The following is a 26564-nucleotide window of genomic DNA, read 5'->3' as shown; positions in this document are numbered from 1 at the left end:
TCACGCCTTCGTGTGGGTAGCCGTTGGGCTGTTCTCCGTACGCGGTGGTGCAGAGAACTCCGGGGGCGCGGGGGTCAACTCGCGCCCCCGGAGGGTCTGGTGGTGCTGTGCGGGCCGCGGGTGGCAGGGCCCGGCGGATCGTTACTTCGATCGCCTGGTTCCGCTCGGGCGCGGGGGCTGCCGGAGTTGGAACCAGTAGAAGCCGTGCCCGGCCAGCGTGAGCAGGTAGGGCCACTCGCCGATCGACGGGAAGCGCACTCCGCCGATCAGCTCGACCGGGTACCGCCCGCCGTACTGCCGCAGGTCCAGCTCGGTCGGCTGCGCGAACCGCGAGAAGTTGTTCACGCACATGACCAGGTCGCCCTCGTGCTCGCGCACGAAGGCCAGCACGGCGGGGTTGCTGGACGGCAGTTCGGTGTAGGTGCCCAGGCCGAACGCCGGGTTGAGCTTGCGGATCTCGATCATGCGACGCGTCCAGTGCAGCAGTGAACTCGAACTGCTCTGCTGCGCTTCGACGTTGGTCACCTGATAGCCGTACACCGGGTCCATGATGGGCGGCAGACTGAGCCTGCCCGGGTCGGCGGAGGAGAAACCCGCGTTGCGGTCCGGGGTCCACTGCATCGGCGTGCGCACGCCGTCCCGGTCGCCCAGCCAGATGTTGTCGCCCATGCCGATCTCGTCCCCGTAGTAGAGCACCGGCGAGCCGGGCAGGGAGAGCAGCAGGGCGGTGAACAGCTCGATCTGGTTGCGGTCGTTCTCCAGCAGTGGGGCGAGCCGGCGGCGGATGCCCACGTTGGCGCGCATCCGCGGGTCCTTGGCGTACTCCGCGTACATGTAGTCGCGCTCCTCGTCGGTGACCATCTCCAGGGTCAGCTCGTCGTGGTTGCGCAGGAAGATGCCCCACTGGCAGCCGCCCGGGATCGCCGGGGTCTTGGCCAGGATCTCCGACACCGGGTAGCGGGACTCCCGGCGCACGGCCATGAAGATCCGCGGCATCACCGGGAAGTGGAACGCCATGTGGCACTCGTCGCCGCCCGCGGAGAAGTCGCCGAAGTAGTCGACGACATCCTCCGGCCACTGGTTGGCCTCGGCGAGCAGCACGGTGTCCGGGTAGTCGGCGTCGATCTCCTTGCGGACCCGCCGGAGGAACTCGTGGGTCTCCGGCAGGTTCTCGCAGTTGGTGCCCTCACGGGCGAACAGGTACGGCACCGCGTCCAGCCGGAAGCCGTCGATGCCGAGGTCGAGCCAGAACCGCAGCCCGGCGATCATCTCGTCCTGGACGCGGGGGTTGTCGTAGTTGAGGTCCGGCTGGTGCGAGAAGAACCGGTGCCAGTAGTACTGCTTGCGCACCGGGTCGTAGGTCCAGTTGGAGGTCTCGGTGTCGACGAAGATGATCCGGGCGTCCGGGTACTGCTTGTCGTCGTCGGCCCACATGTAGAAGTCGCCGTACGGCCCGTCCGGGTCCGCCCGGGAGGCCTGGAACCACGGGTGCTGGTCGCTGGTGTGGTTCATGACGAAGTCGATGATCACGCGCATGCCGCGGGCGTGCGCGGCGTCGGTGAACTCCATGAAGTCGGCGAGGTCGCCGAACTCCGGCAGCACCGACTTGTAGTCGGCGACGTCGTACCCGCCGTCGCGCAGCGGCGAGGCGAAGAAGGGCGGGAGCCAGAGGCAGTCCACGCCGAGCCACTGCAGGTAGTCGAGCTTGGCCGTGAGCCCCTTGAGGTCCCCGATCCCGTCGCCGTTGCTGTCCTGGAAGGACCGCACCAGCACCTCGTAGAAGACCGCACGTTTGAACCACTCCGGGTCCAGGTTCTTCTTCGAGGTCTCCGGGAAGGTGTCGGGGACGGGCTCGTTCACTGTCACGCTGGGTTCCTCCGAACCGTGAGGAGGTGAGCCGGCTCGGCTGAGGGATCGAGCCGGACGTAGTTGTGCCGGCCCCAGGTGTAGACGGCGCCGGTGAGCTCGTCGTGCACCGCGTGGGGCCCGTCGCCGTCGAGCGTGACGGTGGCCTCCTGGACGTGGTGCGGGTCGAGGTTGACCACCGTGATCACCCGGTCGGTCAGGCCCTCGGGGGTGGTCGCGGTCTTGGAGTAGGCGAGCACCTGCTCGTTGTCGGTCGGGTGGAAGCGCAGGTCGCGCAGCTGCTGGAGGGCGGGGTGGCGCCGGCGCAGCCGGTTCAGCACGGTGAGCAGCGGGGCGAGGGTGTCGGTGCGGTTCCAGTCGCGGGGGCGCAGCTCGTACTTCTCCGAGTGGAGGTACTCCTCGGAGCCGGGGTGGGCCGGCTCGTTCTCGAACAGCTCGTAGCCGGCGTAGACGCCGTAGCTGGGGGAGAGGGTGGCGGCGAGCACGGCGCGGATCGCGAAGGCGGCGCGGCCGCCGTGCTGGAGGTAGGCGTGCAGGATGTCCGGGGTGTTGGCGAAGAAGTTGGGGCGCATGTAGGCGGCCGCGTCACCGGTGAGTTCGGTGAGGTATTCGGTGAGTTCGTTCTTGCTGGTGCGCCAGGTGAAGTACGTGTACGACTGGTGGAAGCCGATCTTCGCGAGGGTGTGCATCATCGCGGGGCGGGTGAACGCCTCCGCCAGGAACACGACATCGGGGTCGGTGCGGGCGATGTCGCCGAGCACCTTCTCCCAGAACACCACCGGCTTGGTGTGGGGGTTGTCGACCCGGAAGATCCGGATGCCGTGGGCCATCCAGAACCGGAGGATCCGGACGGTTTCCTTGACGATTCCGTCCATGTCCTGGTCGAAGTTGATCGGATAGATGTCCTGGTACTTCTTCGGTGGGTTCTCGGCGTACGCGATGGTGCCGTCGGCGCGGTGGCTGAACCATTCCGGGTGCTTGTTCACCCACGGGTGGTCGGGGGAGCACTGGAGGGCGAAGTCCAGCGCCACCTCCAGGTGCAGCGCCTTGGCCTCGGCGACGAAGTGGTCGAAGTCCTCGATGGTGCCGAGGTCCGGGTGGACGGCGTCGTGGCCGCCCTCCGGCGAGCCGATCGCCCAGGGCGAGCCGACGTCGTGCGGACCGGCCGTCAGGGTGTTGTCCGGGCCCTTGCGGTAGGCGCGCCCGATCGGGTGCACCGGCGGCAGGTAGACCACGTCGAAGTCCATCGCGGCGATCGCCGGCAGCCGCTCGGCGGCGGTGCGCAGGGTGCCCGAACGCGGCGGCTCGACCCCGTTCGGGTCCACCACCGCGCCCTCCGAGCGCGGGAAGAACTCGTACCAGGAGCCGAACAGCGCGCGCTCGCGGTCCACCTGCAGCGGCAGCGGGCGGGAGGCGCTGAGCAGTTCCCGCAGCGGGTACCGGGCCAGCAGCTCCAGCACCTCGGGGGCGAGCGCGGCGGCCAGCCGGGACAGCGGGGGCAGGCCCGGGTCGCGCAGCGCGTCCGCGGCGGCCAGTACGTGGGCCCGGCCCTCCTTCTTCGGCACCCCGGCGGCGGCCTGCTCCAGCAGCCGGGCGCCCTCCTCCAGGACCAGCGCGGTGTCGATCCCGGCGGGCAGTTTCACCGCGGCGGTCTTGCGCCAGGTGGCGATCGGGTCGCTCCACGCCTCCACCAGGTACGACCAGCGGCCGGGCGCGGTCGGGGTGACGTGCGCCCCCCAGCGGTCGGTGCCCTCGGCGAGCTCGCGCATCGGCGTCCACGGGCCGCTGCGGCCGCGCGGGTCGCGCAGCACCACGTTGGCGTTGACGGCGTCGTGCCCCTCGCGGAAGACGGTCGCGGTGACCGGGAAGGTCTCGCCGACGACGGCCTTGGCCGGGCGGCGGCCGGCGTCGATCTGTGGGCTGACGTCCAGGACGGGGATGCGGCCGATCACGGTGTCGCTCTCTGTCGTCTTGCGGGCGGAGGGCTTGGCGGCGGTCTTGGCGGCGGTCTTGCGGGCGGGGGCCTTGCGCGCGGGTGCCTTCGGGGCGGTTGCCGACGGCTCCGCGGGGGTGGTCCCGGAGCCGGCCTTCGCGGTGGCGGTGCTGCGGCGCGTGGTGGTGGTGCGCCTGCGCGGTGCCGCCGTCGGGCCCTCCTCGTCCCCGGGTTGTGGGGACGCTGCGGAGGGCTGTGCTGCGGAGGATTCGGTACGGACGCCGCCGGACAGTCGGGGCGACGGCATCGCCGGGTCTGTCCGAGTGTCAGAATCCATCCGTCCGGCGGATTCCGCGACCGCTGCGTCGACGGTGTCCGCCACCGGTGTGGACTGGTCCCGCGTGTCGCCGTGCATGCCAAACTCCTGCCCGAGATCAGCGGCAGCTCCCGCGGGCCGGGGGCGGGCCGGGGGGAGTACCGGGAGGACTGCTGGGTGGGGTGGACGTGCGACCGGAGCCTGCCCGCGCCGCTGTCCCCGGCAACCTGCCCGGCGCCCGCCGAACCGGTGGCGGGGCGCCCCGGAACCGGTGTGCGTTCCGGCGCACGCCTCCGGGGGCGCGCCCCCGGACGGGTCGGTCGACCCGTGAACGAGCCGACCGTGCGCGAGGACACGCGCCGGTGCGCGGTGAGCGCCGAACGGGCTAAGGGAGAAGGGGAACGATCAACGCGAAAAGGATTCGGACGTGCTGCTCCACGGGGGACGGCCACCCGTCGTCGTTGTCCCCGCAGCATCAACGACCTTCGGCCATCCTCGCACCGGGGACAAGGTTTTCGCAGCGGTACGACAGTACTTTCGGGTTTTGTCCGGAGTCGGAGATCGGCCGGAAATGGATCTGTTCCGCAGAGTTCACGCATTGGTAGCGCGGCGCCCGGAAATGTGCGCCTCGCGCGCCCCCCGTGCAGACCAATGCGCCGAATGCGATCTCATCAATAGGCCGAACGGATGCCCAATAGTCCACTTGACCCGTAGTCAGACCGAGCGACGAGGCTACGCTTCACCGCTGTGAAGGCAATCCGCAGATTCACCGTCCGCACCGTCCTGCCCGAACAACTCCAGCCGTTGCACGAGCTGGCCCTCAACCTGCGCTGGTCCTGGCACCCCGAGACCAGGGACCTCTTCCGGTCCGTGGACCCGGAGGTCTGGGCCGCGACCGGCGAGGACCCGGTGCGGCTGCTCGGGGAGGTCCCGGCCGCCCGGCTCGCCGCGCTCGCCGCCGACCGGCGGTTCCTGCGCAGACTCGGCGACCTCGCCGACGACCTGCGCGAGTACCTCACCGGCCCGCGCTGGTACCAGGGCCGGCCGGACGGCGGGGCCACCCCGCCGCCCGCCGCCGTCGCCTACTTCTCGCCCGAGTACGGCATCGCCGCCGCGCTGCCCCAGTACTCCGGCGGCCTCGGCATCCTGGCCGGCGACCACCTCAAGGCCGCCAGCGACCTCGGCGTCCCGATCATCGGCGTGGGGCTGTTCTACCGGCACGGCTACTTCCGGCAGTCCCTCGACCGGGACGGCTGGCAGCAGGAGCGCTACCCCCTGCTGGACCCGGACGAACTGGCCGTCAGCCTGCTCCGGGAGGCCGACGGCGCCCCCACCCGGGTCGACCTCGCCCTGCCCGGCGGCCGCACCCTCGCCGCGCACATCTGGAAGGCCCAGGTCGGGCGGGTACCGCTGCTGCTGCTCGACTCCGACATCGAGGCCAACTCGCCCGCCGAGCGCGACGTCACCGACCGGCTCTACGGCGGCGGCAGCGAGCACCGGCTGCTCCAGGAGATGCTGCTCGGCATCGGCGGCGTCCGGGCCGTGCGCGCCTACTGCCGGCTCACCGGGCACCCCGCCCCCGAGGTCTTCCACACCAACGAGGGCCACGCCGGCTTCCTCGGCGTCGAGCGGATCCGCGAACTGGTCACCGAAGGGGCCGCCGAGGGCGCCGCCGGGCTGGACTTCGCCGCCGCCCTGGAGTCCGTCCGGGCCGGCACCCTGTTCACCACCCACACGCCCGTCCCGGCCGGCATCGACCGCTTCGACCGCGAGCTGGTCGCCCGCCACTTCAGCGGCGACGCCGCCCTGCCCGGCGTCCCGGTCGAGCCGGTGCTCGCGCTCGGCGCCGAGACCTGGCCCGGCGGGGACCCGAAGCTCTTCAACATGGCCGCCATGGGCCTGCGGCTCGCCCAGCGGGCCAACGGGGTCTCCACCCTGCACGGCGAGGTCAGCCGCTCCATGTTCAACGGCCTCTGGCCCGGCTTCGACCCCGCCGAGGTGCCGATCACCTCGATCACCAACGGGGTGCACGCCGCCACCTGGATCGACCCGGCCGTGGTGCGCCTGGGCGCCGCCGAGATCGGCGCCGAACGCGCCGAGGAGGCGATGACCACCGGCGAGACCCAGCGCTGGACCGGCCTGGAGCGGATCGGCAACACCGAGATCTGGGACCTGCGCCGCAGCCTGCGCGCCCAACTGGTGGACGAGGCCCGCCGTCGGCTGCGCGCCTCCTGGCGCCAGCGCGGGGCCGGCGAGGCCGAGCTCGGCTGGGTCTCCTCGGTGCTCGACCCCGACGTGCTCACCATCGGCTTCGCCCGCCGGGTGCCCTCGTACAAGCGGCTCACCCTGATGCTGCGCGACCCGGCGCGGCTGCGCGCCCTGCTGCTGCACCCCACCCGGCCGGTGCAGATCGTGGTCGCCGGCAAGGCCCACCCGGCCGACGACGGCGGCAAGCGGCTGATCCAGCAGATGGTCGCCTTCGCCGACGACCCGACGGTGCGCCACCGGATCGTCTTCCTGCCGGACTACGACATGGCGATGGCCCGGCACCTCTACCCGGGCTGCGACGTCTGGCTGAACAACCCGCTGCGCCCGCTGGAGGCCTGCGGCACCTCCGGGATGAAGGCCGCGCTCAACGGCTGCCTCAACCTGTCCGTCCTGGACGGCTGGTGGGACGAGTGGTACGACGGCCAGAACGGCTGGGCGATCCCCACCGCCGACGAGAGCGCCGGCGTGCTCGACCCGGAGAGCGGCGAGGCCGAGCGGCGCGACGACATCGAGGCCGCCGCGCTGTACGACCTGATCGAGGAACAGGTCGCCGGCCGGTTCTACGACCGGGGCGACGACGGGCTGCCGCACCGCTGGATCGCCATGGTCCGGCACACCCTGGTCACCCTCGGGCCCAAGGTGCTGGCCGGGCGGATGGTCCGCGAGTACGTGGAGCGGCTGTACGCCCCGGCGGCACTGGCCCAGCGGGAGCTGGCGGCCGGTGACCACGCGGCCGCCCGGGAGCTGGCCGGCTGGAAGGCCAAGGTCCGGGACGGCTGGCCGGGGGTGCGGGTCGAGCACGTCGAGGCGGACTGCCCGGCCGAGGCGCAGGAGCTGGGCAGCTCGCTGGCGCTGCGGGTCCAGGTCGCGCTCGGCGTGCTGGAGCCGGGCGACGTCGAGGTGCAGGTGGTCTCCGGCCGGGTCGACGAGACGGACGGCATCTCGGACGCCGCGGTGCTCGCCCTCAAGCCGGTCGGCGGACCGGACCTGGACGGCCGCACCCGCTACGAGGGCGCGCTGGAGCTCGACCGCACCGGCCCGTTCGGCTACACCGTGCGGGCGCTGCCCGCGCACTCCCGGCTGGCCTCGCCGGCCGAACCGGGGCTGGTCGCCCTGCCGGCCGAGTCGACCGGGATGGACGCCGGGCTGCTGCGCTGAGCCCGGAACGGGTGGCTGCCGTCCGCCGTTGCTACGGACGGCAGTCATCCGCTTGCCCCGGGTGGTGGGCGGGGGGAGCGTGAAGGTCATGATGCGAACCCTGCGCGCCGCCGCCCTGGCCGCGCTCTCCGTCCTCCTCGTGGCCTGGCCGGCCCAGGCCGCCAGCGCCCCCCTCGCGGCGCCGCCGGCGACCGCGCGGCTGTCGCTGGAGGTCTGCCCGCCGCAGGACCCGGTGGTCCCGGGCGAGACCGGGACCCTGGAGGTGAAGGTCACCAACCGGGGCCCGGCCACCACCACCGACGACACCCTGGTGGTGGTGCACTTCCCCTCGCCGGGCGTGGTGCAGTCGGCCGATCCGGCCGTCGCCCTGACCTACTTCGGCACCGGCAGCTCCTACAGGATCCCGGCCGGGCTGGCGCCCGGGGCGAGCGCGGTCGAGCGGCTGGCGCTGTACGTCGCGCCGATCACCGAGTCCTTCCTCACCGTCAGCGGCGACGTCCAGGCCTTCTACCCGGGCGACCCGGACCAGTCCGGCCACACCACCCCGTACAGCCTCACCACCGCGGACACCAGGGCCCACTTCATGGTCGGCGCCTCCTCGGCCTGGCAGGCCGGGCACCCCGTCCCGCAGCCCGGCGACCTCACCGGCGCCCCCGGGGCGACCATCGACCTGCCGCTGTGGGTGTACAACGCGGGGCCCTCGTACTCGCGCCACCCGGTCGACCTGGCGATCACCGTGCCCGAGCACACCACGCTGACCGGCACGCCCCCGTACAACTGCACCGCCACCGGGCCGCGCACCCTGACCTGCCACTACCCGAGCGGGCCGCGGTACCACGACGCGGTCTTCATCGATCCGGCCGTGGTGATCGACTCCTCGGCCGTCGCCGGGCAGGTGTTGCCGGGCGGCACGCTCGACGTGGTGGCCGCGGTGGAGGACTGCCCCTCGCCGGACTGGCACACCGACTACGCGGTGACCGTGAACTGACCCCGGCCCGGAGGGCGGAAGGGGCCCGGAAAACGGGAGAGGCCCGCCCGGGTGCGTGACGGCGCACCCGGACGGGCACAACTGTGCGGCCCTTCGGCCAGGCCCTTTCTTACACCAGGCTGTCCCGCCAGGCACGATGCAGGGTGGCGAAACGGCCCGCACCGTCGATCAGATCCCGCGGGGAGCCGTCCTCGACGATCCGGCCCTGGTCCATCACCAGCACCCGGTCGGCGATCTCCACGGTGGACAGCCGGTGCGCGATGATCACCGCCGTGCGGCCGGCCAGCACCGTCCGCATGGCCCGCTGCACGGCCTGCTCGCCGGGCACGTCCAGGGAGCTGGTCGCCTCGTCCAGGATCAGCACGGCCGGGTCGGCCAGCAGGGCGCGGGCGAAGGCGACCAACTGGCGCTGTCCGGCGGAGATCCGGCCGCCGCGCTTGCGCACGTCGGTGTCGAAGCCGTCCGGGAGCGCGGCGATGAACTCGTACGCGCCGATGTCCCGGGCGGCCCGCTCGACCTCGGCGCGGGTGGCGCCGGGGCGGCCGATCGCGATGTTCTCGGCGACGGTGCCGGAGAACAGGAAGGCCTCCTGGGTCACCATCACCACCCCGCGCCGCAGCTCCGGGGTGGCGAGGTCGCGCAGGTCCACGCCGTCCAGCCGGATCCGGCCCTCGGTCGGGTCGTAGAAGCGGGCCAGCAGCTTGGCGACCGTCGACTTGCCGGCGCCGGTCGCACCGACCACCGCGACCGTCTGCCCGGCCGGGATCAGCAGGTCGAAGGGCGGCAGCACCTCCTTGCCGGTGCGGTAGGCGAAGCGGGTCCGTTCGAACGAGACCTCACGGCCCTCGGAGGCGGCCCGGGGCAGCTCCACCGGCTCGGCCGGCTCGGCGACGGTCGGCTCGTGGGCGAGCAGGCCGGCGATCTTCTCCAGGGCCGCGGCGGCGGCCTGGTAGCTGTTCAGGAACATCGCCAGCTGGTCGATCGGGTCGAACAGGCGGCGCAGGTAGAGCGCGAAGGCGGTCAGCACGCCCAGCTCCAGCGCGTCGTCGGCGACCAGGTAGGCGCCCAGCAGCACGATGCCGGTGAACCAGACGTTGGCGGTGGCGCGGGAGAGGCCGACGTACCGGGCGAGCTCCAGGAAGCCCTCCGCGTTGGCCGTCGAGGCCTGCCGGTTGACCACCGAGAAGGCGGCGTCGTTGGCCTTCTCGCGGCGGAAGGCCTGCACCGGGCGGATGCCGTTCATGGTCTCGGTGAAGCGCACGATCATCGAGGCGGCGGCCGTCCGCGAGCGGCGGTAGACCCGGCGCGAGCGGGTGCGGAAGGAGTGGGCGATCAGGGCCAGCGGCAGGAAGGCCGTCAGCGAGGCCAGGCCCAGCCGCCAGTCCAGCACCAGCAGCAGCACCGAGATGTAGCAGACCGACAGGAAGACCGTCAGCAGCTCCTGGAGGCCCTCGGAGAGCAGTTCGCGCAGCGCGTCGATGTCGCTGGTGGCCCGGGAGATGATCCGGCCCGAGGTGTAGCGCTCGTGGAAGTCCAGGCTGAGCCGCTGGGCGTGCCGGAAGATCCGGCCGCGCAGGTCCAGCAGGACGTCCTGGTTCACCCGGGCGCTGATCTTGATGAACGCCCACTGCAGCACCGGGCTGAGCAGGGCGCAGCAGAGGTAGCCGGCGACCACCGCGACCAGCGGCCCGGAGTCGTGGGCGCGCAGCGCCGGGATGCCGCGGTCCATCGCCACCGCGACCAGCAGCGGGCCGGACTGCAGGGCGGCCTGCTGGACCAGGATCACCACCATAGCGACGGCGATCCGGGCCCGGTGCGGGCCGAGCAGCGAGCGCAGCAGCGCCCGCGGCGCGCCGGGCGGGACGGGGATGTCCTCCTCGTCCGCCGGGGGCGGGGGCAGCTCCTCCTCGCCGGAGGCGCCGGAGGCGGCGGGGTCGGCCGCGGCGGGCTCGACGGTGGTGGTCATCGGGCGGGCCCCTCCTCGAGGACGAAGCGGCCGTCGGGCACCGGGGCGGCCTCGCCCGACATCAGTTCGCGGTAGCGGGGGCAGTCCCGGAGCAGCTCCTGGTGGGTGCCGACGGCCTCGATCCGGCCGTCCGCGAGCACCGCGACCCGGTCGGCGAGCAGCACCGTGCTGGGGCGGTGGGCGACCACCAGGGCGGTGGTGGTGCCGAGCACCTCGCGCAGCGCCCGCTCGACCAGTGCCTCGGTGTGCACGTCGAGGGCGGAGAGCGGGTCGTCCAGGACCAGGAAGGGCGGGTCGCCGACCACGGCGCGGGCCAGGGCGAGGCGCTGGCGCTGGCCGCCGGACAGGCTCAGGCCCTGCTCGCCGACCTCGGTCTCCACCCCGGCCGGGAGCTTCTCGACGAAGCCGGCCTGGGCGGTGGCGAGGGCGGAGGCCAGCTGCCGGTCGTCCGCGCCGGGGGCGCCCATCAGGACGTTCTCCCGGACGGTGGCGGAGAACAGGGTGGGCTCCTCGAAGGCGACCGCGACGAGGGCGCGCAGCTCCTCCCGGGGCAGTTCGGCGATGTCCCGGCCGTCCAGGGTGATCCGGCCGCCGGTGGCCTCGTACAGCCGGGGGAGCAGTGCGGTGAGCGTGGTCTTGCCGCTGCCGGTGGCGCCGACCAGGGCCATCGTCTCGCCGCTGCGGACGTGCAGGTCGATGCCGGCCAGCAGGTCGGGGGTGCCGTCGGGGGCGTCGGGGTAGCGGAAGCGGACGCCGGTGAAGCGGATGCCGTCCGGGCCGGCGGACGCTTCTCGGGGCGCCCCGGCGGGGGCCGGGTCGGCGGGTTCGGGCTCGTCGATGACCTCGAAGAACCGGTCGGTGGCGGTGGCGGCCTCGTTGGCGTAGGCGAGCAGCCAGCCGAGCGACTCGACCGGCCAGCGCAGGGCGAGCGCGGTGGAGAGGAAGGCGACCAGGGTGCCGGCGCTCAGCTCGTCGTGGGCGACCAGGTAGGCGCCGACGGCCAGGGCGCAGCCCAGGGCGATCTCCGGCAGGCCGACGATCACCGCCCACAGGTTGGCGAGCTGGTGGGCCTTGCGCAGTTCGGTGCGGCGCAGCCGGTGGGACTGTTCGCGGAAGTGCTCGGCCATCGAGCGGTGCCGGCCGAAGGCCTTGAGGATGCGGATGCCGAGCACCGACTCCTCGACCACGGTGGCGAGGTCGCCGTTCTGGTCCTGGGCGAGCCGGGCGGTGACCGAGTAACCGGACTCGAAGCGCCGGGTGAGCACCAGCAGCGGCGCGGCGGGCAGCAGGACGATCAGGGCGAGCCGCCAGTCCTGGGCGAACATCAGCACCGTGCCGGCCAGGAACGTCACCGAGTTGACGACCAGGAACACCAGCGGGAAGGCCAGGAAGAGCCGCATGGCGTTCATGTCGGTGGTGGCCCGGGAGAGCATCTGGCCGGAGCCCCAGCGGTCGTGGAAGGAGACCGGCAGCCGCTGGAGCTTGGCGTAGAGGTCGGCGCGCATGGCCGCCTCAAGTCGGCCCAGCGGGCGGGACAGGACCACCCGGCGGGTGTAGAACAGTGCGGACTCGACCAGTCCGAGGAGCAGCAGCAGGCCGACCGGCGGCCACAGGGCGTGGAGGTCGTGGTCGGCGAGCGGGCCGTCGACGATCCGGCCGAGCACCACCGGGACGGCCAGGGTGCTCATCATGGCGAGCGTGGCGGCCGTCACCGAGAGCACGAGCCGGCCGCGGACGGCCCGGGCGTAGGGCCACAGGCGCAGCAGCGAGCGGACCGTGGAGCGGCGGCGCCCGGTCGTGCGGTCGGAGTCTTGTCTGTTCTCGGCCATCGCGGTGAGGGTAGGCGGAGAGCCCGTCATTTCTCATCCGGTTTTTCGCCCCTGTCGGCGACGGCCGCCGAGAACCGGCCACCCGCAAGGGCGGGGTGCGGGTTCGCCGCGGGGCGCGCAATGCCGTTCGTGCAGGGAGGAGTGCGCCGCGCGCCTCTTGCGGGCGCCTGCCGAACGGCCGATTACATCTCCTGACGGATGCTCATTGACAAGCGAGTGACAGGAGTGTGGACATGACGGTCGACACCGAGCCCACCCCCGGCCCCGGCCCCGGCTCCGCAACCGTGCGGGTGAGGGCCCAGCTCAGCCTCAGCACCACCGCCGCCCGCAACCTGGCGACGACCACCAAGTCGAAGCCGCAGATGCAGGAGATCACCTCCCGCTGGCTGCTCAAGATGCTGCCCTGGGTGCAGGTCAGCGCGGGTACGTACCGGGTCAACCGTCGCCTCAGCTACGCCACCGGGCGGGGCCGGGTGGCGTTCGCCAAGACCGGTTCCACGGTGACGGTGATCGCGCCCTCGCTGACCGAGGTGCCGGCGCTGCGCGGATTCGAGGACGAGGCGGTGCTGGCCGAGCTGGCCCGCCGCTTCGTGCAGCGGGACTTCGGGCCGGGTGACGTCCTGGTGCAGGAGGGGACGCCGATCGCCGAGGTGTTCCTGATCGCCCACGGCAAGGTCGACCGGATCGGTACCGGCAAGTACGGCGAGGAGACCGTGCTCGGCACCCTCGCGGACGGCGACCACGTCGGCGACGAGGTGATCACCGAGCCCGGCGGCAACTGGCCGTACACCGTGCGGGCCGCCACCGCCGGCGTCGCCATGGCGCTGGACGCGGCCGGGCTCCAGGACCTGATCGACCGTTCCGCGCCGCTGCGCGAGCAGCTGCTGGGCTTCGCCGCCGACGCCGCCCAGGCGCAGAACGCCCACGGCGAGGCGCAGATCGACCTCTCGGCCGGCCACCAGGGCGAGTACGACCTGCCCGGCGCCTTCGTGGACTACGAGCTGGAGCCGCGCGAGTTCGAGCTGAGCGTCGCGCAGACCGTCCTCAAGGTCCACACCCGGGTCGCCGACCTCTACAACCAGCCGATGAACCAGACCGAGGAGCAGTTGCGGCTGACCATCGAGGCGCTGCGTGAGCGGCAGGAGCACGAGCTCATCAACAACCCGGAGTTCGGCCTGCTCAGCAACGCCGACTTCGACCAGCGGATCCAGACCCGCTCCGGCGCGCCCACCCCGGACGACCTGGACGAGCTGCTCGCCATGCGCCGCGACACCGACTACCTGTTCGCCCACCCGCGGGCCATCGCCGCCTTCGAGCGGGAGTGCAACAAGCGCGGCGTCTACCCGGGCACGGTCGACGTCCTCGGCAAGCAGCGGCCGGTCTGGCGCGGGGTGCCGATCTTCAGCTGCGGAAAGATCCCGGTGGCGGACGACCAGACCACCTCCTTCATCGCGATGCGGGTCGGCGAGGACAACCAGGGCGTGGTCGGCCTCACCCAGGTCGGCATCCCGGACGAGGTCGAGCCGGGCCTGAACGTCCGCTTCATGGGGATCAACGAGCAGGCGGTCTCGTCCTACCTGGTCAGCGCCTACTACTCGGCGGCGGTGCTGGTGCCGGACGCGCTCGGCGTCCTGGAGAACGTCGAGGTCGGGCGCGCCCGTGGCTGACCCTCGCGGTTGATTCAGGGGGCGGGGGCGGGGGCGGGCGCGCGCAGCAGTTGCAGCGAGCGTCCGCCCAGCACCACCGTGCCGCGCGGGTACGGCTCGCCCGCGGCCTCGGCGGCCGTGTCCAGCACCGTCGCGTACGCGGCCTCCGGCTCGGCCCAGGGCTCGCCCGGCAGGGTGAACAGCACGGGCTCGTGGCCCGAGTTGAGCAGCAGCAGGAAGCTGTCGTCGGCCAACGGGAGCCCGGCGTCGTCGCGTTCGGACATCGCGGTGCCGGACAGCAGCATGCCGAGGCAGGCCGTGGGGCCGAACCAGTCCGCCTCGGTCATCTCCTTGCCGAGCGGGGTGAACCAGGCGAGGTCCGGCTGACCGCCGGGGACGACGGCCCGGCCGGAGAAGAACGCCCGTCGGCGCAGCACCGGATGGGCCCGGCGCAGCCGGACCAGCCGGGCGGTCAGTTCGCACAGCCCCCGCCAGCGCGGGTCGTCCAGCAGCGACCAGTCCAGCCAACTGACCTCGCTGTCCTGGCAGTAGGCGTTGTTGTTGCCGCCCTGCGTGCGGCCCAGCTCGTCCCCGGCGGTGATCATCGGGACGCCCGCGGAGAGCAGCAAGGTGGCCGTCAGGTTGCGGAGTTGGCGCAGCCGTAGGGCGTTCACCTCCGGGTCGGTGGTCTCGCCCTCGGTGCCGTGGTTCCAGGAGCGGTTGTCGTCCGTGCCGTCCCGGTTCGCCTCGCCGTTGGCCTCGTTGTGCTTGCGGTCGTAGGACACCAGGTCGCGCAGGGTGAAACCGTCGTGCGCCGTCACGTAGTTGACCGAGGCGTACGGGCGGCGGCCGCCGCGCTGGTAGAGGTCCGAGGAACCGGTCAGCCGGTAGCCGAGCTCGCGCACGTCCGGGCGGGCGCCGCGCCAGAAGTCCCGTACGGTGTCGCGGTACTTGTCGTTCCACTCGGCCCACAGCGGGGGGAAGCCGCCGACCTGGTAGCCGCCCGGGCCGACGTCCCACGGCTCGGCGATCAGTTTCACCCGGCTGAGCAGGGGGTCCTGGGAGACCGCGGCGAGGAACGGGTGGTCCATGTCTACGGCGTCCGTGCCGTTGGATCCGCCGCGGGCCAGGGCGGCCGCGAGGTCGAAGCGGAAGCCGTCCACGCCCATCTCGGAGACCCAGTAGCGCAGCGAGTCGGTGATCAGCCGGATCACCTGCGGGTGGCGGGTGTCCAGGGTGTTGCCGCAGCCGGTGTAGTCGGCGTAGCCGCGCGGGCGGTGCGGGGCCAGGCGGTAGTAGGCGGCGTTGTCGATGCCGCGCAGGGAGAGTGCCGGGCCGAGCTCGGCGCCCTCGGCGGTGTGGTTGAACACCACGTCCAGGATCACCTCGATGCCGGCGGCGTGCAGGGCGCGGACCATCCGCTTGAACTCGCCGACCTGGCCGCCGCGGGAGCCCGAGGCCGAGTAGCCGGCGTGCGGGGCGAAGTAGCCGACCGTGTTGTAGCCCCAGTAGTTGACCAGGCCGCGGGCCTGGAGGTGGTCCTCGCTGGCGTACTGGTGCACCGGCAGCAGCTCGACGGCCGTCACCCCGAGGCGGGTGAGGTGGGCGATCGCGGCGGGGTGGGCCAGGCCCGCGTAGGTGCCGCGCAGGTGCGGGGGGACGTCGGGGTGGCGCATGGTGAAGCCGCGGACGTGGAGTTCGTAGAGGACCGTCTCGGCCCAGGGGGTCTTCGGGCGGTGGTCGTCGTACCAGTCGTCGTCATCGTGGACGACCACGGATCTGGGCACGTACGGGGCGGAGTCGCGGTTGTCGCGGACGGTGTCGGCGACGTCGGCCTCCGGCCAGTTGCGGACGGCGGAGCAGGCCGCGTCGTGGGAGGTGTAACAGCCGTCGACGGCGCGGGCGTACGGGTCCAGCAGCAGCTTCGCGGGGTTCCAGCGGGCGCCCGTCCACGGGTCCCAGCGGCCGTGCACCCGGAAGCCGTAGCGGGCGCCGGGGCGGACGCCGGGGAGGAAGCCGTGCCAGACCTGGAGGTCCTGTTCGGTGAGGCGGTGGCGGTGCTCGCTTCCGTCCTCGTCGAACAGGCACAGGTCGACGGCTTCGGCGCCGGGGGCCCAGAGGGCGAAGTTTGTTCCTGTGCCGTTCCTGCTGCCTCGGGGGTCCGTCCGGAAGCGGGCGCCCAGGGGCTGCCAGCTGCCCGGTCGTGCCTCGGCTTCCGGCTCCTGACGTGAGGCCATGGTCGTACCCTCCCTGAACGGGGGGTCCCGGGCCCCGTTCACCTTTTCTTTCCCGGAATGTGGGACGGGGAAGCAGGCCGCTGCGCGGGGCTGGGGTGTGGGGGTGGGCTTTCGGGAGGGTGGGTGGCTCCGGGGGCGGTTCCGGGGGTGGCCGCTCCGGGGGCTGGATGATTTTCCGACCGCCGACCCTGTGGGGTGGGGGTACTCGCCGTTGGCGGTCTGAAAATCACCCGTCACGCCCCTCTCCGCAGCCACCCCCTCCACCGCCCCCTCCCGCAGCGCGTCCCTCTCGCCTGGGGCGGGTGAGGGGTGGGGTGGGGGTTGGTGAGGGTGGGTGGGTGGGTGCGGGTGGGTGCTGGGTGCGGGGTGGTGTGCGTTGGTTGGGGCGGGTGGGGGGATTCCGAGGTGTTCGGCGTGTCTCGGGTGGGAGGGGGCTCGTTGGTTCCGGCGTCGGACGTGAACAGTGGGAGGCCCCGGGATGCGGCGCCGAGTTGGGGTGTGGGCGCGGCGGGTGGCGGCGGGGGTGTGCTGTCTGGCCGTGGTCAGTGGGTGTGGGGGGTCGGCGGGGGCGCCGGCGGGGGACGCGGTGGGGGGTGGGGTGCGTACGCCGCCTCCGCCGCCGTCGCGGGCGGTGCTGGCGGCGTTGCCGGCGGACGGGGCGCAGGACGTGCCGCCGGAGGGGCCGGTGCGGGTGAGTGTCGGTCAGGGGCGCTTGGTTTCGGTCCGGTTGGCGGATGCGAAGGGGGTGGAGCTGCCGGGGGCGATCGGGGCGGACGGTGTTTCGTGGTCGCCGGACGGGCCGTTGCCGTTGGGGACGGCTTTCACGCTGGACTCGGTCGCGGAGGACGACCAGGGGCAGCGGGCGGCCCAGCACTCGGAGTTCTCCACGGTGGCCAGGGCGCACACCTTCGTGGCGTTCTTCACCCCGGAGGACGGGGCCACGGTGGGGGTGGGGATGCCGGTCTCGTTGCGGTTCAGCCGTCCGATCGGTGACCGGGCGGCGGTGGAGCGGGCCGTGCGGGTGACCGCGGATCCGCCGGTGCCGGTGGCCGCGCACTGGTTCGGCAACCAGCGGCTGGACGTCCGCCCCCAGCAGTACTGGGCGGCCGGCACCAAGGTGACGGTGGCGCTGCGGCTCAAGGACGTGCAGGGCGCGCCGGGGGAGTTCGGGAGCCAGAACCGGGACCTGCACTTCACCGTGGGCCGGGCGCAGGTGTCCACCGTGGACCTGGACGCGCACACCCTGACGGTCCGCTCCGGGCCGGGCGGCAAGGTGGTGCGGGTGCTCAAGGTCTCCGGGGGCAGTCCCGACCACTCCACCTACCGGGGGGTGATGGTGGTGTCGGAGAAGTACAAGCTGACCCGGATGAACTCGCAGACCGTCGGGATGGGCGACGAGTACGACATCAAGGACGTCCCGCACGCGATGCGGCTGACCACCTCGGGCACCTTCCTGCACGGCAACTACTGGGCCGACCCGGGGGTGTTCGGCACCGCCAACACCAGCCACGGCTGCATCGGCCTGGCCGATACCAAGGGCGGCGCGGGCAAGGACACCCCGGCGGGGTGGCTGTTCGAGCACACCGTCCCGGGGGACGTGCTGGAGGTGCGGGCCTCGGCCGGGGACTTCGTGCCGCCGTCGAACGGGCTGAACGGCTGGAACGTGCCGTGGGAGCAGTGGGTGGCCGGGAGCGCGCTGCGGTAGGCACCTCCCCCGCGGACCGCCTCCCCCCGGGGCTGCACCCGAACGGCCCGGCTATCCTGCTCCGGCGCATCGGGGCCGCCCCCGAAAGGTCGGGACCCGGTGCAACTCTTGGGGACGCCCGTCGCGTCAAGTGAGTGAGTACCGCGAGGGGAGATTTCGTGAAGACGGGGAAGACGGTCGGCGCCGCGATACGCACCGGCGGGCGCAGGGGTGCGATGGCGCTGGTCATGGGTGGGGTGCTGATGCTCACCGCGGCGTGCAACGACGACAAGGGCGGCAGCTCGGCTGACGCGGCGGCGTCGACGACGGCGCCGGCGTCGGCGGACGTGAACGGGACGGCCGCCCCGGGCGGTGGCGACACCGCGCCGAAGGCCTCGGTGGCCGTGCTGGCGGTCGAGCCGAAGGACGGCGCCCAGGACGTCGCGCCGAACGCGTTGCAGGTGTCCGTCTCCAAGGGCAAGCTGACCGCGGTCGAGGTGACCGACAAGAACGGCAAGCCGGTCCAGGGCACGATCACCCCGGACGGCGCGGGCTGGAAGCCCGCTGCGGCGCTCGCCGTCGGCATGACGTACAAGGTGAACGCGCAGGCGAAGGACGACGCCGGGCTGGTGGCCGCGTCGACCACCTCGTTCACCACGCTGACGCCGGAGAAGAAGGTCTCCACCAACGACAACATCGCCGACGGTGCCACCTACGGCGTCGGCATGATCGTTTCGGTGGACTTCAGCAAGGACGTGAAGAACAAGGACGCGGTGCTGAAGGGCATCACCGTCGAGGCCAGTGACGGCACCGTGGTCAAGGGCCACTGGTTCGACAGCCGCCGGGTCGACTTCCGCCCGGAGCAGTACTGGAAGCCCGGCACCAAGGTGACCGTCAAGTACCGGCTGAAGAGCGTCGAGGTCGCACCGGGCGTCTACGGCGACGTGGACAAGGACGAGCCGTTCACCATCGGCCGGTCGATGATCTCGACCGCCGACGCCAAGACCCACAAGATGACGGTCGAGCGGGACGGCAAGAGCACCGTCCTGCCGGTCACCATGGGCGCGGACGCGACGCCGTCCTGGAACGGGACCATGGTGGTGATGTCCAAGGAGAAGGTCACCCACATGGACTCGCGCACTGTCGGTCTGGGCGGCGAGTACAACATCCCGGACGTGCCGCACGCGATGCGGCTGACCACCACGGGCACCTTCGTGCACGGCAACTACTGGTACAAGGGCATGCCCTTCGGCAACCTCAACGGCAGCCACGGCTGCATCTCGATGGCGGACCTGCAGGGCGGCAGCGACTCCTCGGTGGCCGGCAAGTTCTACAACGACTCGATGGTCGGCGACGTGGTGAAGGTCGTGAACAGCAAGGAGAAGACCGTCTCGCCCTCCAACGGGCTGGGCGGCTGGAACATCACCTGGGCCAACTGGTAGGCCCGGAGTTCTGTACGAGCGGCCCGGACTCACCCGTTGGGGTGGTCGGGCCGCTCGGTTTTCGGGGCAGAAAGCCCCTCGAATGGCGCAACCTTTTCGATGGCTCGGCACATCTATGGGTCGGGTCCGTCGTGACCGCGGGGAGCAAGGGAGGGAATCGGCGTTGAGGTCGATACGCAGGGTGGTGGCCGTCGGTCTGATCGGCGGGGCGATGACGTTGACCGCCGCGTGCAGCGGTGGCAGCGGGGGTGGCAGCGGGAGCGGTGCCGCCAAGGCCGATCTGGGGGCCGGTGCGGGCGCTTCCGTGTCCGCGGCGCCCAGCGGCAGTTCGGCGCCGAAGGTGTCCACGGCCGCGGTGAGCATCGAGCCGAAGAACGGCTCGGTGGACGTCGCCCCGGGCGCGCTCAAGATCGGTGCGACGGGCGGCAAGCTGACCACCGTCAAGGTGAGTGACAAGACCGGCAAGGAGGTCCCCGGCACGATCGCCGCGGACGGCTCCAGCTGGACCCCGTCCGCGGGGCTCTCGGTGGGCACCGCCTACCAGGTCAGCGCGATGGCGGCGGACGCCAACGGCGCGGTCGCCGAGGCGGACAGCAGCTTCACCACGCTGACCCCGGAGGCGCTCGCCAAGGCCTCGGACAACGTGGACAACGACGCCACCTACGGCGTCGGCATGATCGTCTCGGTGGACTTCAGCAAGGACGTGAAGAACAAGGACGCGGTCACCAAGGGCATCAGCTTCGAGGCCAGCGACGGCACCGTGGTCAAGGGCCACTGGTTCGACGACCGCCGGCTGGACTTCCGTCCGGAGCAGTACTGGAAGCCGGGCACCAAGGTGACGGTGCACTACCGCCTCAAGAGCGTGGAGATCGCCCCCGGGGTGTACGGCACGGACCGGGACGAGCCCTTCACGATCGGGCGATCGCAGGTTTCGACGGTTGACGCCGCCGCGCACAAGATGACGGTGGCCACCAGCGGCCAGAACACCGACATCGACATCACCTCCGGCTCGGACGAACACCCCACCTGGAACGGCACGATGGTGGTCATGTCCAAGGAGGGCACGGTGCGGATGCAGTCCAGCACCATGCCCGGCATGACCGGCGCGCCCTACGACCTCCAGGTGCCGCACTCGATGCGGCTGACCACCTCGGGCACCTACGTGCACGGCAACTGGTGGAGCAACAGCTTCGGCGAGGACAACGTCAGCCACGGCTGCGTCGGCCTCAAGGACGTCAAGGGCGGCGGGGACTCCACCACGATGGGCAAGTTCTACGCGGGCACGCTGGTCGGCGACGTCGTGATCGTGAAGAACTCCATCAAGAAGGAGACGCTCGACCCGGCGAACGGGCTGAGCGGCTGGAACCTGCCGTGGAGCCAGTGGTAACCGCCTGGTAGGGGCGGTTCGCTGTCAACCCGGGCTTGACTTCGGTCGGCCCGGGTTGACGCTTTCCGGGCGCAGGCTTGCTCCGGGCATATGCCGACTCGGGGGAGATCGTTTGTTCATTGTCCGTACGCGGCCGCTTGCGTTCCGCAATGATGGACCGCATGGCGGGTTGGGGCGAAGCAGATCAGTCATCGGTTCCCGCGGCCGGCAGGGTCGCGGAGGCGTCGTGGATCGACGTCCAGGGTGCGCTGTCGGCGCTGGAGCGGCTCAGCTCCCAGGAGTTGCAGGAGATGTACTCCGGCAGACTGTGCGACCAGTCCGCGCCCAACGAGGTGCGGCTGCCGTCCCGGCCGGAGTCGGGCCCGGTGGCCCGTCGGCTGGTCCTGAACGTCCTGGAGTCCTGGGAGCTCCACCAGCACCTGGAGGCGGGCGAACTGCTGACCAGTGAGCTGGTCTCCAACGCCGTCCGGCACGCCGCCGGGCGCACCATCGGACTGCACGTCAGCCGCAAGCCCGGGTGGCTGCGGATCGAGGTCCGGGATTCGTCGAGGGCGCTGCCCTGCATGATCCTGGCCGAGCCCCGGCCGGTGAACGAGCGAGGCCGGGGGTTGAAGATCGTCGACGACCTGGCCGACCGGTGGGGTGCGGACCTGCTGCCGCGGGGCAAGGGCGTCTGGTTCGAGCTGAGGGTCCGCGAGCGGGGCTGAGGCGGCGGGCTCCCGGGCCCGGGAAACGCGCAGGGCCCCCGGATTCGCCGTGGTCGGCGGTGGGGGCCCGTGCAGGTCATCGCGCGGCCAAGGGGGTGCGTGTCGCGCGATGGGCGTCGGCAGTGCCAGGTCGGGCCCGCCGAAGTCTTGATGTCTTGACTATTGCACGGATCTCAGCATGTGGGCAAACCGGCCGTCTTGGATTGCAAGGTTTGTAACCTAGTTCACCTTTGGATTTTGCATAGGTTCACGGCATGGCCTGTGAATATTCACGATCTCGGCGATGTGATCATCGCTTGGCGGGCTCGTGCGGCGTGCGCCCGGACGATGGCCGGGGAGAGGCGCCGGAGGGGCGGTGCGGCCTGGGGAGTCCCACGGCAGGCACGGCAGAGGCCGCCGAGGAGGGCGGGCGTGCGGCAGGGCGTGCGGCAGTCGGTGCACTCGACGATGCGGGCGGTGGGAGGCCCCGGGAGGGGCCGTTCCGGGGGCATCTTGTCGAGCAGGCGGCGGCGGGTGAAGGCCGCCGGGCTGTGGACGCCGTCCGGCGGCAGGCCTGCGGTGAGCGCGGCGGTGAAGAGGGCCGGGGTGGCGCCCCGGGCCAGCCACTCGGCCGCGAGCGGCTCCAGGGCGGTGCAGTCGGCGGCGGAGAGCGCGAGGCGGGCGTCGGCGAGGCCGAGGCCGGAGAGGGCCGCGTAGGCGGCCGAAGCGGGGGGCGTGCGGTTGAGCGTTCGCTCCCTCGGGGGATCGGGTGCTCCGGACGTTGACGCCTCGCCGGTCATGAGGAAACGGTTCCACCAGGCGTCGGAGCGGGGCGTCCGGGAGAAGTAGGTGCGGAACACCCAGCGGCAGTTCCTGGATTCGAGGCGCTCGCGGACACGACGCAGGTGACCTGCGGTGGAGAGGTTGTTGAGCACCGTGCGGCAGGCCATCTGCCCGTAGTGGGGCTGGTACGCGGCGAGGGTCTTGACGTCCATGGCGGCGCCGTCGGGGAGGTGGTCGATGAGCGAGGCGAGGTACGCCTCGCGCGCCGGGAGGTGGGAGAAGTCGGCAGCGGAGCGGGGGAGTTGCTCCGGAGCGGACTGCTTGCCGTATCCGGGCGCGGCCATGGCGGTAGAGTCGTGGGTAGCCACAGGATCGAGTCACTTTCGATCGGGGTGGTCAGACCCCCGCTCGGTGTTCCTAGCACCGGTCGGGGGTTGTTTCGTTGCTGCGCACGCTACACGGGGGGACCGGCTGTGGCGAAGTCGTGACGATAAGTCATATCTGCTGCGTGCAGGGGTGGTTGGAAGGTGGTTACCCACCCGTTCGACTAGAAGGTCACTCGGCCGGTGCCGCTTGAGCTTCGGAGGCGAACGAGACGAACGCGGACCAGGCGGAGGGGGAGAAGGTGAGGCTCGGGCCGGCCTTGTCCTTGGAGTCCCGGACGTGGATCGCGGACGGGCAGGAGGCGACCTCGACGCAGTTGCCACCCTCGGTCCCGCTGTAACTGGACTTCACCCAGATCACGTTGGTGCTCATAGCTCCTCCGTCAACTTGTCGATGAAACGAGCCGACTCCTCGGGGCTGAGGGCCTGCCGGAGGATCATCGCATGGCGCTGCCACAGCAGATTTACCTTCTCCGGTTCGGCGTACAGGAAGCCCATGGACTGTCCCTCCTCATAGGCAAAGCGCTCGTGATCGCCAGTCTCCAGCAGAACGAATGCGCCGTTGACGCCTGGATGAAGACATGTGGCCGGCACTACCTGGATGTCGATGTGTCTCGGCTTGCTGGCGTCAAGAAGATGCTCCAACTGCTCCTTGTGTTCCGAAGCGGTGCCGAACCGGCGTAGGAGGGCGAACTCGTCGATGAGGAAGCTGAACGACTTGGTCTGCTTGCCGAGGATCAGCTGCCGAGCCAAGCGGGCTGAGACACGCTCCTCCACGGTGTCGTCGTCCAGTGGTGGCCAGTGCGCGTTCAGCAGAGCGCGGGCGGTGGCCTCGGTCTGAAGCAGGCCAGGGATGAGTTGGTTCTCGTATGAGCTCAAGACGGTCGCGTCGGGCTCGTACTTCATGAAGTCCTGCGAGAAGGACGGAAACTTCTCGGGCGCCAGGAAGTCAGCCGCGCCCACGATCATGCCCTTCGCGCCGCACAGCTCATCCGCCACGTGCAGCAACTTGAGCGACGGCTTCCGCCTGCCCGCCTCCATCGACCGCACGCTCTCGATGTCGTAGTTCGCCGCCTGGCTCAACTGCTCCCGGGTCACGCCCGCCTTTTCACGCCACCGCTTGAGCTGATCGCCGCAGTACTTCCACGACATCGGGTTCTGCTTCGGCGTGCTCACGGCCCCGTGCCCCTCCCTGCCCTGGTCACAGGGCGGTCAAGCTCTCGCTGTACCAGCGGCGTTACTCCTGAGGCTATGCCCGCCTGCCGACCCTTGAAGAGTGAAATGGCCGAACTCGTTCTTGTGAGTGAAGCCCTCCTTGCCTCCCCCTCAAGGATTTTGATGAACACTCAGCCCGTCGACGTCGTCGAGTGGATGCTCCCCCGCCACCCCCGAAGTGCGAGCCGCGCCCGGATCCGGCTTCTCCGGCAGGCCTTCGAGTGGCAGATCGACGTCGAGTCCGCAGAGATCGCCCTACTTCTCCTCAGCGAGCTCGTCACCAACGCCTGCCATCACGCCCGGGGCCCGCGCGACCGTCTGATCGGCGTCCGCCTGCTCCTCTCCACCCCCACCCTCCTCCGCGTCGAGGTTTCCGACGCGAGCCCCGCCCTGCCCGTCCCCCGCCACGCCGCTCCCGACGAGGAGTCCGGCCGGGGTCTCGAACTCGTCGCCGCCCTCGCCGCCTCCTGGGGCGCCCACCCGCGCGGTGAGGGCTGGATCGGCAAATCCGTGTGGTTTGAATTGGCCCTCCCCTCGCCCGCCTGGCCCGCTGCAGTAGATATCAATTCGTGATAACCGTCCGATACTTCAGGGGTGGTGCGTAAAAAAGCGCCGGGCCTTTTCGTTCGGGACGTATGGATATCGTCAACGGTGGCGCTGCAGCGGTATTTCCGGCCCTACCATCCAGCTTTACCGAGAAGAAGGATGGTTTTGACGTGGAACCCCTGTCCCGCCTGAAACGCGCCCTGGCCTGCGGGGTCGCCGCAGTCGCCGTGGTCGGCGGCCTGGCCGTTCAGGCCCCGACGGCGTCGGCGGCGCCCCCCGTGGACACGACCTGTGGTACCCCGGCCTCCGTGGGTGGCGGCAACTGCATGACGGCGCTGATCAATTCGGCCTTCGACATGATCCGGGGCATGCGTGACGCCGCGAACAACAACAAGCTGGACAATGCGGAGTTCACCCAGAGCACCGCGACGAAGTTGAGCCAGACGTTCCCGGGGTTCAACGTGATGGTGTACAAGACGGTGGGCACCGACCTGTACGACACCGAGTGGTTCAAGGGCGAGTACAAGGCCGACATGCACGGGGTGCTGCTCGACACCACGTACAAGCTCAATCACTTCATGGACAAGGACAAGAAGGAGCCCTCCGGCTACGACGTGTTCCGGATCTGGGTCTTCCAGGGCGATTCGACCTTCCGTAACCGAACCGACGGCGGGTTCATGAACTGGGCGTTCATGGGCAACGACGGCGACAGCGTCAAGAAGGAGTCGTGGACGTGCCGGTCGGGCACCGCGCGGCCCTACAAGTGCGACGGTGACGTGCGCAGCATCCACTTCCCCGGGCGGTCCGGCTACGGCACCAGGACCGGCAGCCTGACCCCCGACTCCAGCCGCCCCGGCTACCACGCCTGCCTGGACGTCAGCGGCAACGGCACCGCGAACGGCACCCCCGTGCAGATGTGGGAGTGCAACGGCGGCGACGCGCAGAAGTGGACCTACAACGGGTACCGGCTCCAGGCGGCCAACGGCAAGTGCCTGGACCTGCCGGGCAACAACACCACGCCTGGGAACAAGCTCCAGGTCTGGGACTGCCTGGACAACCCCGGGCAGCGCTGGAACATGTCGGCCAGCGGCGGCTTCCGGCACCTGGTGGACCAGGAGGACCGCTCCAAGGACGTCTGCATCGACGACTACAGCGGCCAGACCGGCAACGGCAGCCCGGTGGTGGCCTGGGGCTGCGGCTCCGAGGACCGGCGGGACGCGCCCAACCAGAACTGGGCCTGGGGCGGCACCCCGCCGACCACCACGCCGACCCCGCCCGCCAACGGCGCTGACGTGACCCTCAAGCTCGACAACGGGCTGGGCGCCGTTCCGGTCAGCGGTTCGGCCGGCGCGTCGGTCGTCCCCGGCATCCGGGGTGGCACCGAGTCCAAGTGGAAGATCACCTCGGTGGGCGACGGCCGCTACCGGATCACCAGCTCGTACGGGCTGGAACTCACCGAGAACAGCAACTACATGGCCGAGCTCCAGCCGTGGAGCAACTCCTCCCAGCAGAAGTGGCAGCTCGTCCCGGTCGGCAACGGCAAGTACCAGATCCGGATCTCCGGGGACGACTGCCTCGCCCACGACGCCGACTTCAAGCAGCTCGGCGTGTGGACCTGCAAGTCGGGCTGGCAGCAGGAGTGGGTGCTGGAGGGCTACTCCGGCGGCGGGACCAAGCCCGATCCCGGCACCGGTGGTGGCGGTGGCGGTGGCGGTGGCACCGGTGGTGGTGGTGGTGGTGGTGGTGGTGGCGCCGGCGTCCCGACCGAGCGGCCGCTGTTCCTGAAGCTCGCCAACGGGCTGGGCGCGTCGGCCCCCACCGAGACCGCCAGCTGGGGTTCGCCGATCGTGGCCGGGGTCCTGGGGTACAAGGGGTCCCGCTGGACGATCAAGCCGCTGGGCGGGGACCGCTACCGGATCGTCAACGACCTCGGGTACAACCTCACCGAGAACCCCGATACCTATGTCGCCGAGCAGCAGGCCTGGGGTGACACCCCCAACCAGAAGTGGCAGTTCGTGAGCCTCGGCGGCGGGAAGTACCGGGTCCAGATCGACGACGACAACTGTCTCGCCCACGACGCCGACTTCAAGCAGCTCGGCGTGTGGACCTGCAAGTCGGGCTGGCAGCAGGAGTGGACCTTCCAGCTCCTCTGATCGCTCGCTGCCGCGGCGGGGGGGGGGGGGGGGGGGCGCGCCCCCGCCCGCCCCGCGCGGGGGCGGGCGCGCGTCGGG

At 71.3% G+C, this 26564-nt stretch carries 17 protein-coding genes; 9 read left to right on the top strand and 8 right to left on the bottom strand.

The genetic code is table 11. From position 1 onward, the window contains the following. Positions 1 to 141: 141 nt before the first annotated feature. Positions 142 to 1866 carry a maltose alpha-D-glucosyltransferase gene (treS, locus tag ABTY61_RS09255; RefSeq protein ID WP_350504331.1) on the bottom strand — a complete coding sequence of 575 codons (1725 nt, stop codon included), beginning with the start codon at positions 1864 to 1866 and terminating at the stop codon, positions 142 to 144. Then, the gene (locus tag ABTY61_RS09250; protein ID WP_350504491.1) at positions 1863 to 3818 is read right to left on the bottom strand and encodes an alpha-1,4-glucan--maltose-1-phosphate maltosyltransferase; all 1956 of its coding nucleotides are present in this window, start codon (positions 3816 to 3818) and stop codon (positions 1863 to 1865) included. The genes treS and ABTY61_RS09250 overlap by 4 nt, the downstream gene beginning before the upstream one ends. Positions 3819 to 4862: 1044 nt before the next feature. Here ABTY61_RS09250 and glgP point away from each other — a divergent pair. Both glgP and ABTY61_RS09240 read left to right on the top strand, forming a co-directional pair. Continuing rightward, on the top strand, positions 4863 to 7541 hold the full coding sequence (gene glgP / locus ABTY61_RS09245; RefSeq protein ID WP_350504330.1) for an alpha-glucan family phosphorylase: 2679 nt from the start codon (positions 4863 to 4865) through the stop codon (positions 7539 to 7541). Between the two features lie 88 nt (positions 7542 to 7629). Continuing rightward, positions 7630 to 8529: a hypothetical protein gene (locus tag ABTY61_RS09240; RefSeq protein ID WP_350504329.1), complete on the top strand. Its 900-nt coding sequence runs from the start codon at positions 7630 to 7632 to the stop codon at positions 8527 to 8529. Positions 8530 to 8638: 109 nt separating this feature from the next. Here ABTY61_RS09240 and ABTY61_RS09235 read toward each other — a convergent pair whose 3' ends face one another. Next, on the bottom strand, positions 8639 to 10495 hold the full coding sequence (locus tag ABTY61_RS09235) for an ABC transporter ATP-binding protein (protein WP_350504328.1): 1857 nt from the start codon (positions 10493 to 10495) through the stop codon (positions 8639 to 8641). After that, positions 10492 to 12324: an ABC transporter ATP-binding protein gene (locus ABTY61_RS09230; protein ID WP_350504327.1), complete on the bottom strand. Its 1833-nt coding sequence runs from the start codon at positions 12322 to 12324 to the stop codon at positions 10492 to 10494. The genes ABTY61_RS09235 and ABTY61_RS09230 overlap by 4 nt, the downstream gene beginning before the upstream one ends. A gap of 233 nt (positions 12325 to 12557) precedes the next feature. On the opposite strand from ABTY61_RS09230, the gene ABTY61_RS09225 reads away from it, so the two are divergent. Further along, complete coding sequence (locus tag ABTY61_RS09225) at positions 12558 to 13991, top strand: family 2B encapsulin nanocompartment shell protein (RefSeq protein WP_350504326.1); 1434 nt, start codon at positions 12558 to 12560, stop codon at positions 13989 to 13991. 14 nt (positions 13992 to 14005) lie between these two features. Here ABTY61_RS09225 and glgX read toward each other — a convergent pair whose 3' ends face one another. Next, on the bottom strand, positions 14006 to 16207 hold the full coding sequence (gene glgX / locus ABTY61_RS09220) for a glycogen debranching protein GlgX (RefSeq protein WP_350504325.1): 2202 nt from the start codon (positions 16205 to 16207) through the stop codon (positions 14006 to 14008). A 478-nt stretch (positions 16208 to 16685) separates the two neighbouring features. On the opposite strand from glgX, the gene ABTY61_RS09215 reads away from it, so the two are divergent. From ABTY61_RS09215 to ABTY61_RS09200, 4 genes are all read left to right on the top strand, one after another. Beyond that, positions 16686 to 17912: a L,D-transpeptidase gene (locus ABTY61_RS09215; protein WP_350504324.1), complete on the top strand. Its 1227-nt coding sequence runs from the start codon at positions 16686 to 16688 to the stop codon at positions 17910 to 17912. 158 nt (positions 17913 to 18070) lie between these two features. Next, positions 18071 to 19333 carry a L,D-transpeptidase gene (locus tag ABTY61_RS09210; RefSeq protein ID WP_350504323.1) on the top strand — a complete coding sequence of 421 codons (1263 nt, stop codon included), beginning with the start codon at positions 18071 to 18073 and terminating at the stop codon, positions 19331 to 19333. Positions 19334 to 19496: 163 nt separating this feature from the next. Beyond that, on the top strand, positions 19497 to 20720 hold the full coding sequence (locus ABTY61_RS09205; RefSeq protein WP_350504322.1) for a L,D-transpeptidase: 1224 nt from the start codon (positions 19497 to 19499) through the stop codon (positions 20718 to 20720). 149 nt (positions 20721 to 20869) lie between these two features. Beyond that, positions 20870 to 21427 (top strand): ATP-binding protein, encoded by a 558-nt coding sequence (locus tag ABTY61_RS09200; protein ID WP_350504321.1) that lies wholly within the window; start codon positions 20870 to 20872, stop codon positions 21425 to 21427. Between the two features lie 269 nt (positions 21428 to 21696). Here ABTY61_RS09200 and ABTY61_RS09195 read toward each other — a convergent pair whose 3' ends face one another. The 3 genes from ABTY61_RS09195 to ABTY61_RS09185 all read right to left on the bottom strand — a co-directional run bounded on the left by ABTY61_RS09195 (position 21697) and on the right by ABTY61_RS09185 (position 23748). After that, positions 21697 to 22533 (bottom strand): hypothetical protein, encoded by an 837-nt coding sequence (locus ABTY61_RS09195; protein WP_350504320.1) that lies wholly within the window; start codon positions 22531 to 22533, stop codon positions 21697 to 21699. 211 nt (positions 22534 to 22744) lie between these two features. Continuing rightward, positions 22745 to 22945, bottom strand: coding sequence for a DUF397 domain-containing protein (locus ABTY61_RS09190; protein WP_350504319.1), 201 nt, complete (start codon positions 22943 to 22945; stop codon positions 22745 to 22747). Further along, positions 22942 to 23748, bottom strand: a complete 807-nt coding sequence (locus tag ABTY61_RS09185; RefSeq protein WP_350504318.1) for a helix-turn-helix domain-containing protein — start codon at positions 23746 to 23748, stop codon at positions 22942 to 22944. Before ABTY61_RS09185 ends, ABTY61_RS09190 begins: the two co-directional genes overlap by 4 nt. A gap of 162 nt (positions 23749 to 23910) precedes the next feature. Between ABTY61_RS09185 and ABTY61_RS09180 the strand changes: the two genes are divergently transcribed. Then, the gene (locus tag ABTY61_RS09180) at positions 23911 to 24360 is read left to right on the top strand and encodes an ATP-binding protein (RefSeq protein ID WP_350504317.1); all 450 of its coding nucleotides are present in this window, start codon (positions 23911 to 23913) and stop codon (positions 24358 to 24360) included. Positions 24361 to 24503: 143 nt separating this feature from the next. Next, positions 24504 to 26486, top strand: coding sequence for an RICIN domain-containing protein (locus tag ABTY61_RS09175; RefSeq protein WP_350504316.1), 1983 nt, complete (start codon positions 24504 to 24506; stop codon positions 26484 to 26486). Positions 26487 to 26564: the final 78 nt, after the last annotated feature.

Origin of the sequence: Kitasatospora sp. NPDC096128 (assembly GCF_040303105.1) — a bacterium.
In the GTDB taxonomy this organism is placed as follows: Bacteria; Actinomycetota; Actinomycetes; order Streptomycetales; family Streptomycetaceae; genus Kitasatospora.
Note: the sequence above shows the minus strand (reverse complement) of the source record. Positions and strands in the feature narration are given on the sequence as shown.

Coding starts and splice junctions, on each gene's coding strand:
- ABTY61_RS09215 (WP_350504324.1), top strand. CDS start 16,686: ATGCGGCGCCGAGTTGGGGTGTGGGCGCGGCGGGTGGCGGCGGGGGTG.
- ABTY61_RS09235 (WP_350504328.1), bottom strand. CDS start 10,495: ATGACCACCACCGTCGAGCCCGCCGCGGCCGACCCCGCCGCCTCCGGC.
- ABTY61_RS09195 (WP_350504320.1), bottom strand. CDS start 22,533: ATGGCCGCGCCCGGATACGGCAAGCAGTCCGCTCCGGAGCAACTCCCC.
- ABTY61_RS09240 (WP_350504329.1), top strand. CDS start 7,630: ATGATGCGAACCCTGCGCGCCGCCGCCCTGGCCGCGCTCTCCGTCCTC.
- ABTY61_RS09190 (WP_350504319.1), bottom strand. CDS start 22,945: ATGAGCACCAACGTGATCTGGGTGAAGTCCAGTTACAGCGGGACCGAG.
- ABTY61_RS09230 (WP_350504327.1), bottom strand. CDS start 12,324: ATGGCCGAGAACAGACAAGACTCCGACCGCACGACCGGGCGCCGCCGC.
- ABTY61_RS09200 (WP_350504321.1), top strand. CDS start 20,870: ATGATGGACCGCATGGCGGGTTGGGGCGAAGCAGATCAGTCATCGGTT.
- glgX (WP_350504325.1), bottom strand. CDS start 16,207: ATGGCCTCACGTCAGGAGCCGGAAGCCGAGGCACGACCGGGCAGCTGG.
- ABTY61_RS09225 (WP_350504326.1), top strand. CDS start 12,558: ATGACGGTCGACACCGAGCCCACCCCCGGCCCCGGCCCCGGCTCCGCA.
- ABTY61_RS09180 (WP_350504317.1), top strand. CDS start 23,911: ATGAACACTCAGCCCGTCGACGTCGTCGAGTGGATGCTCCCCCGCCAC.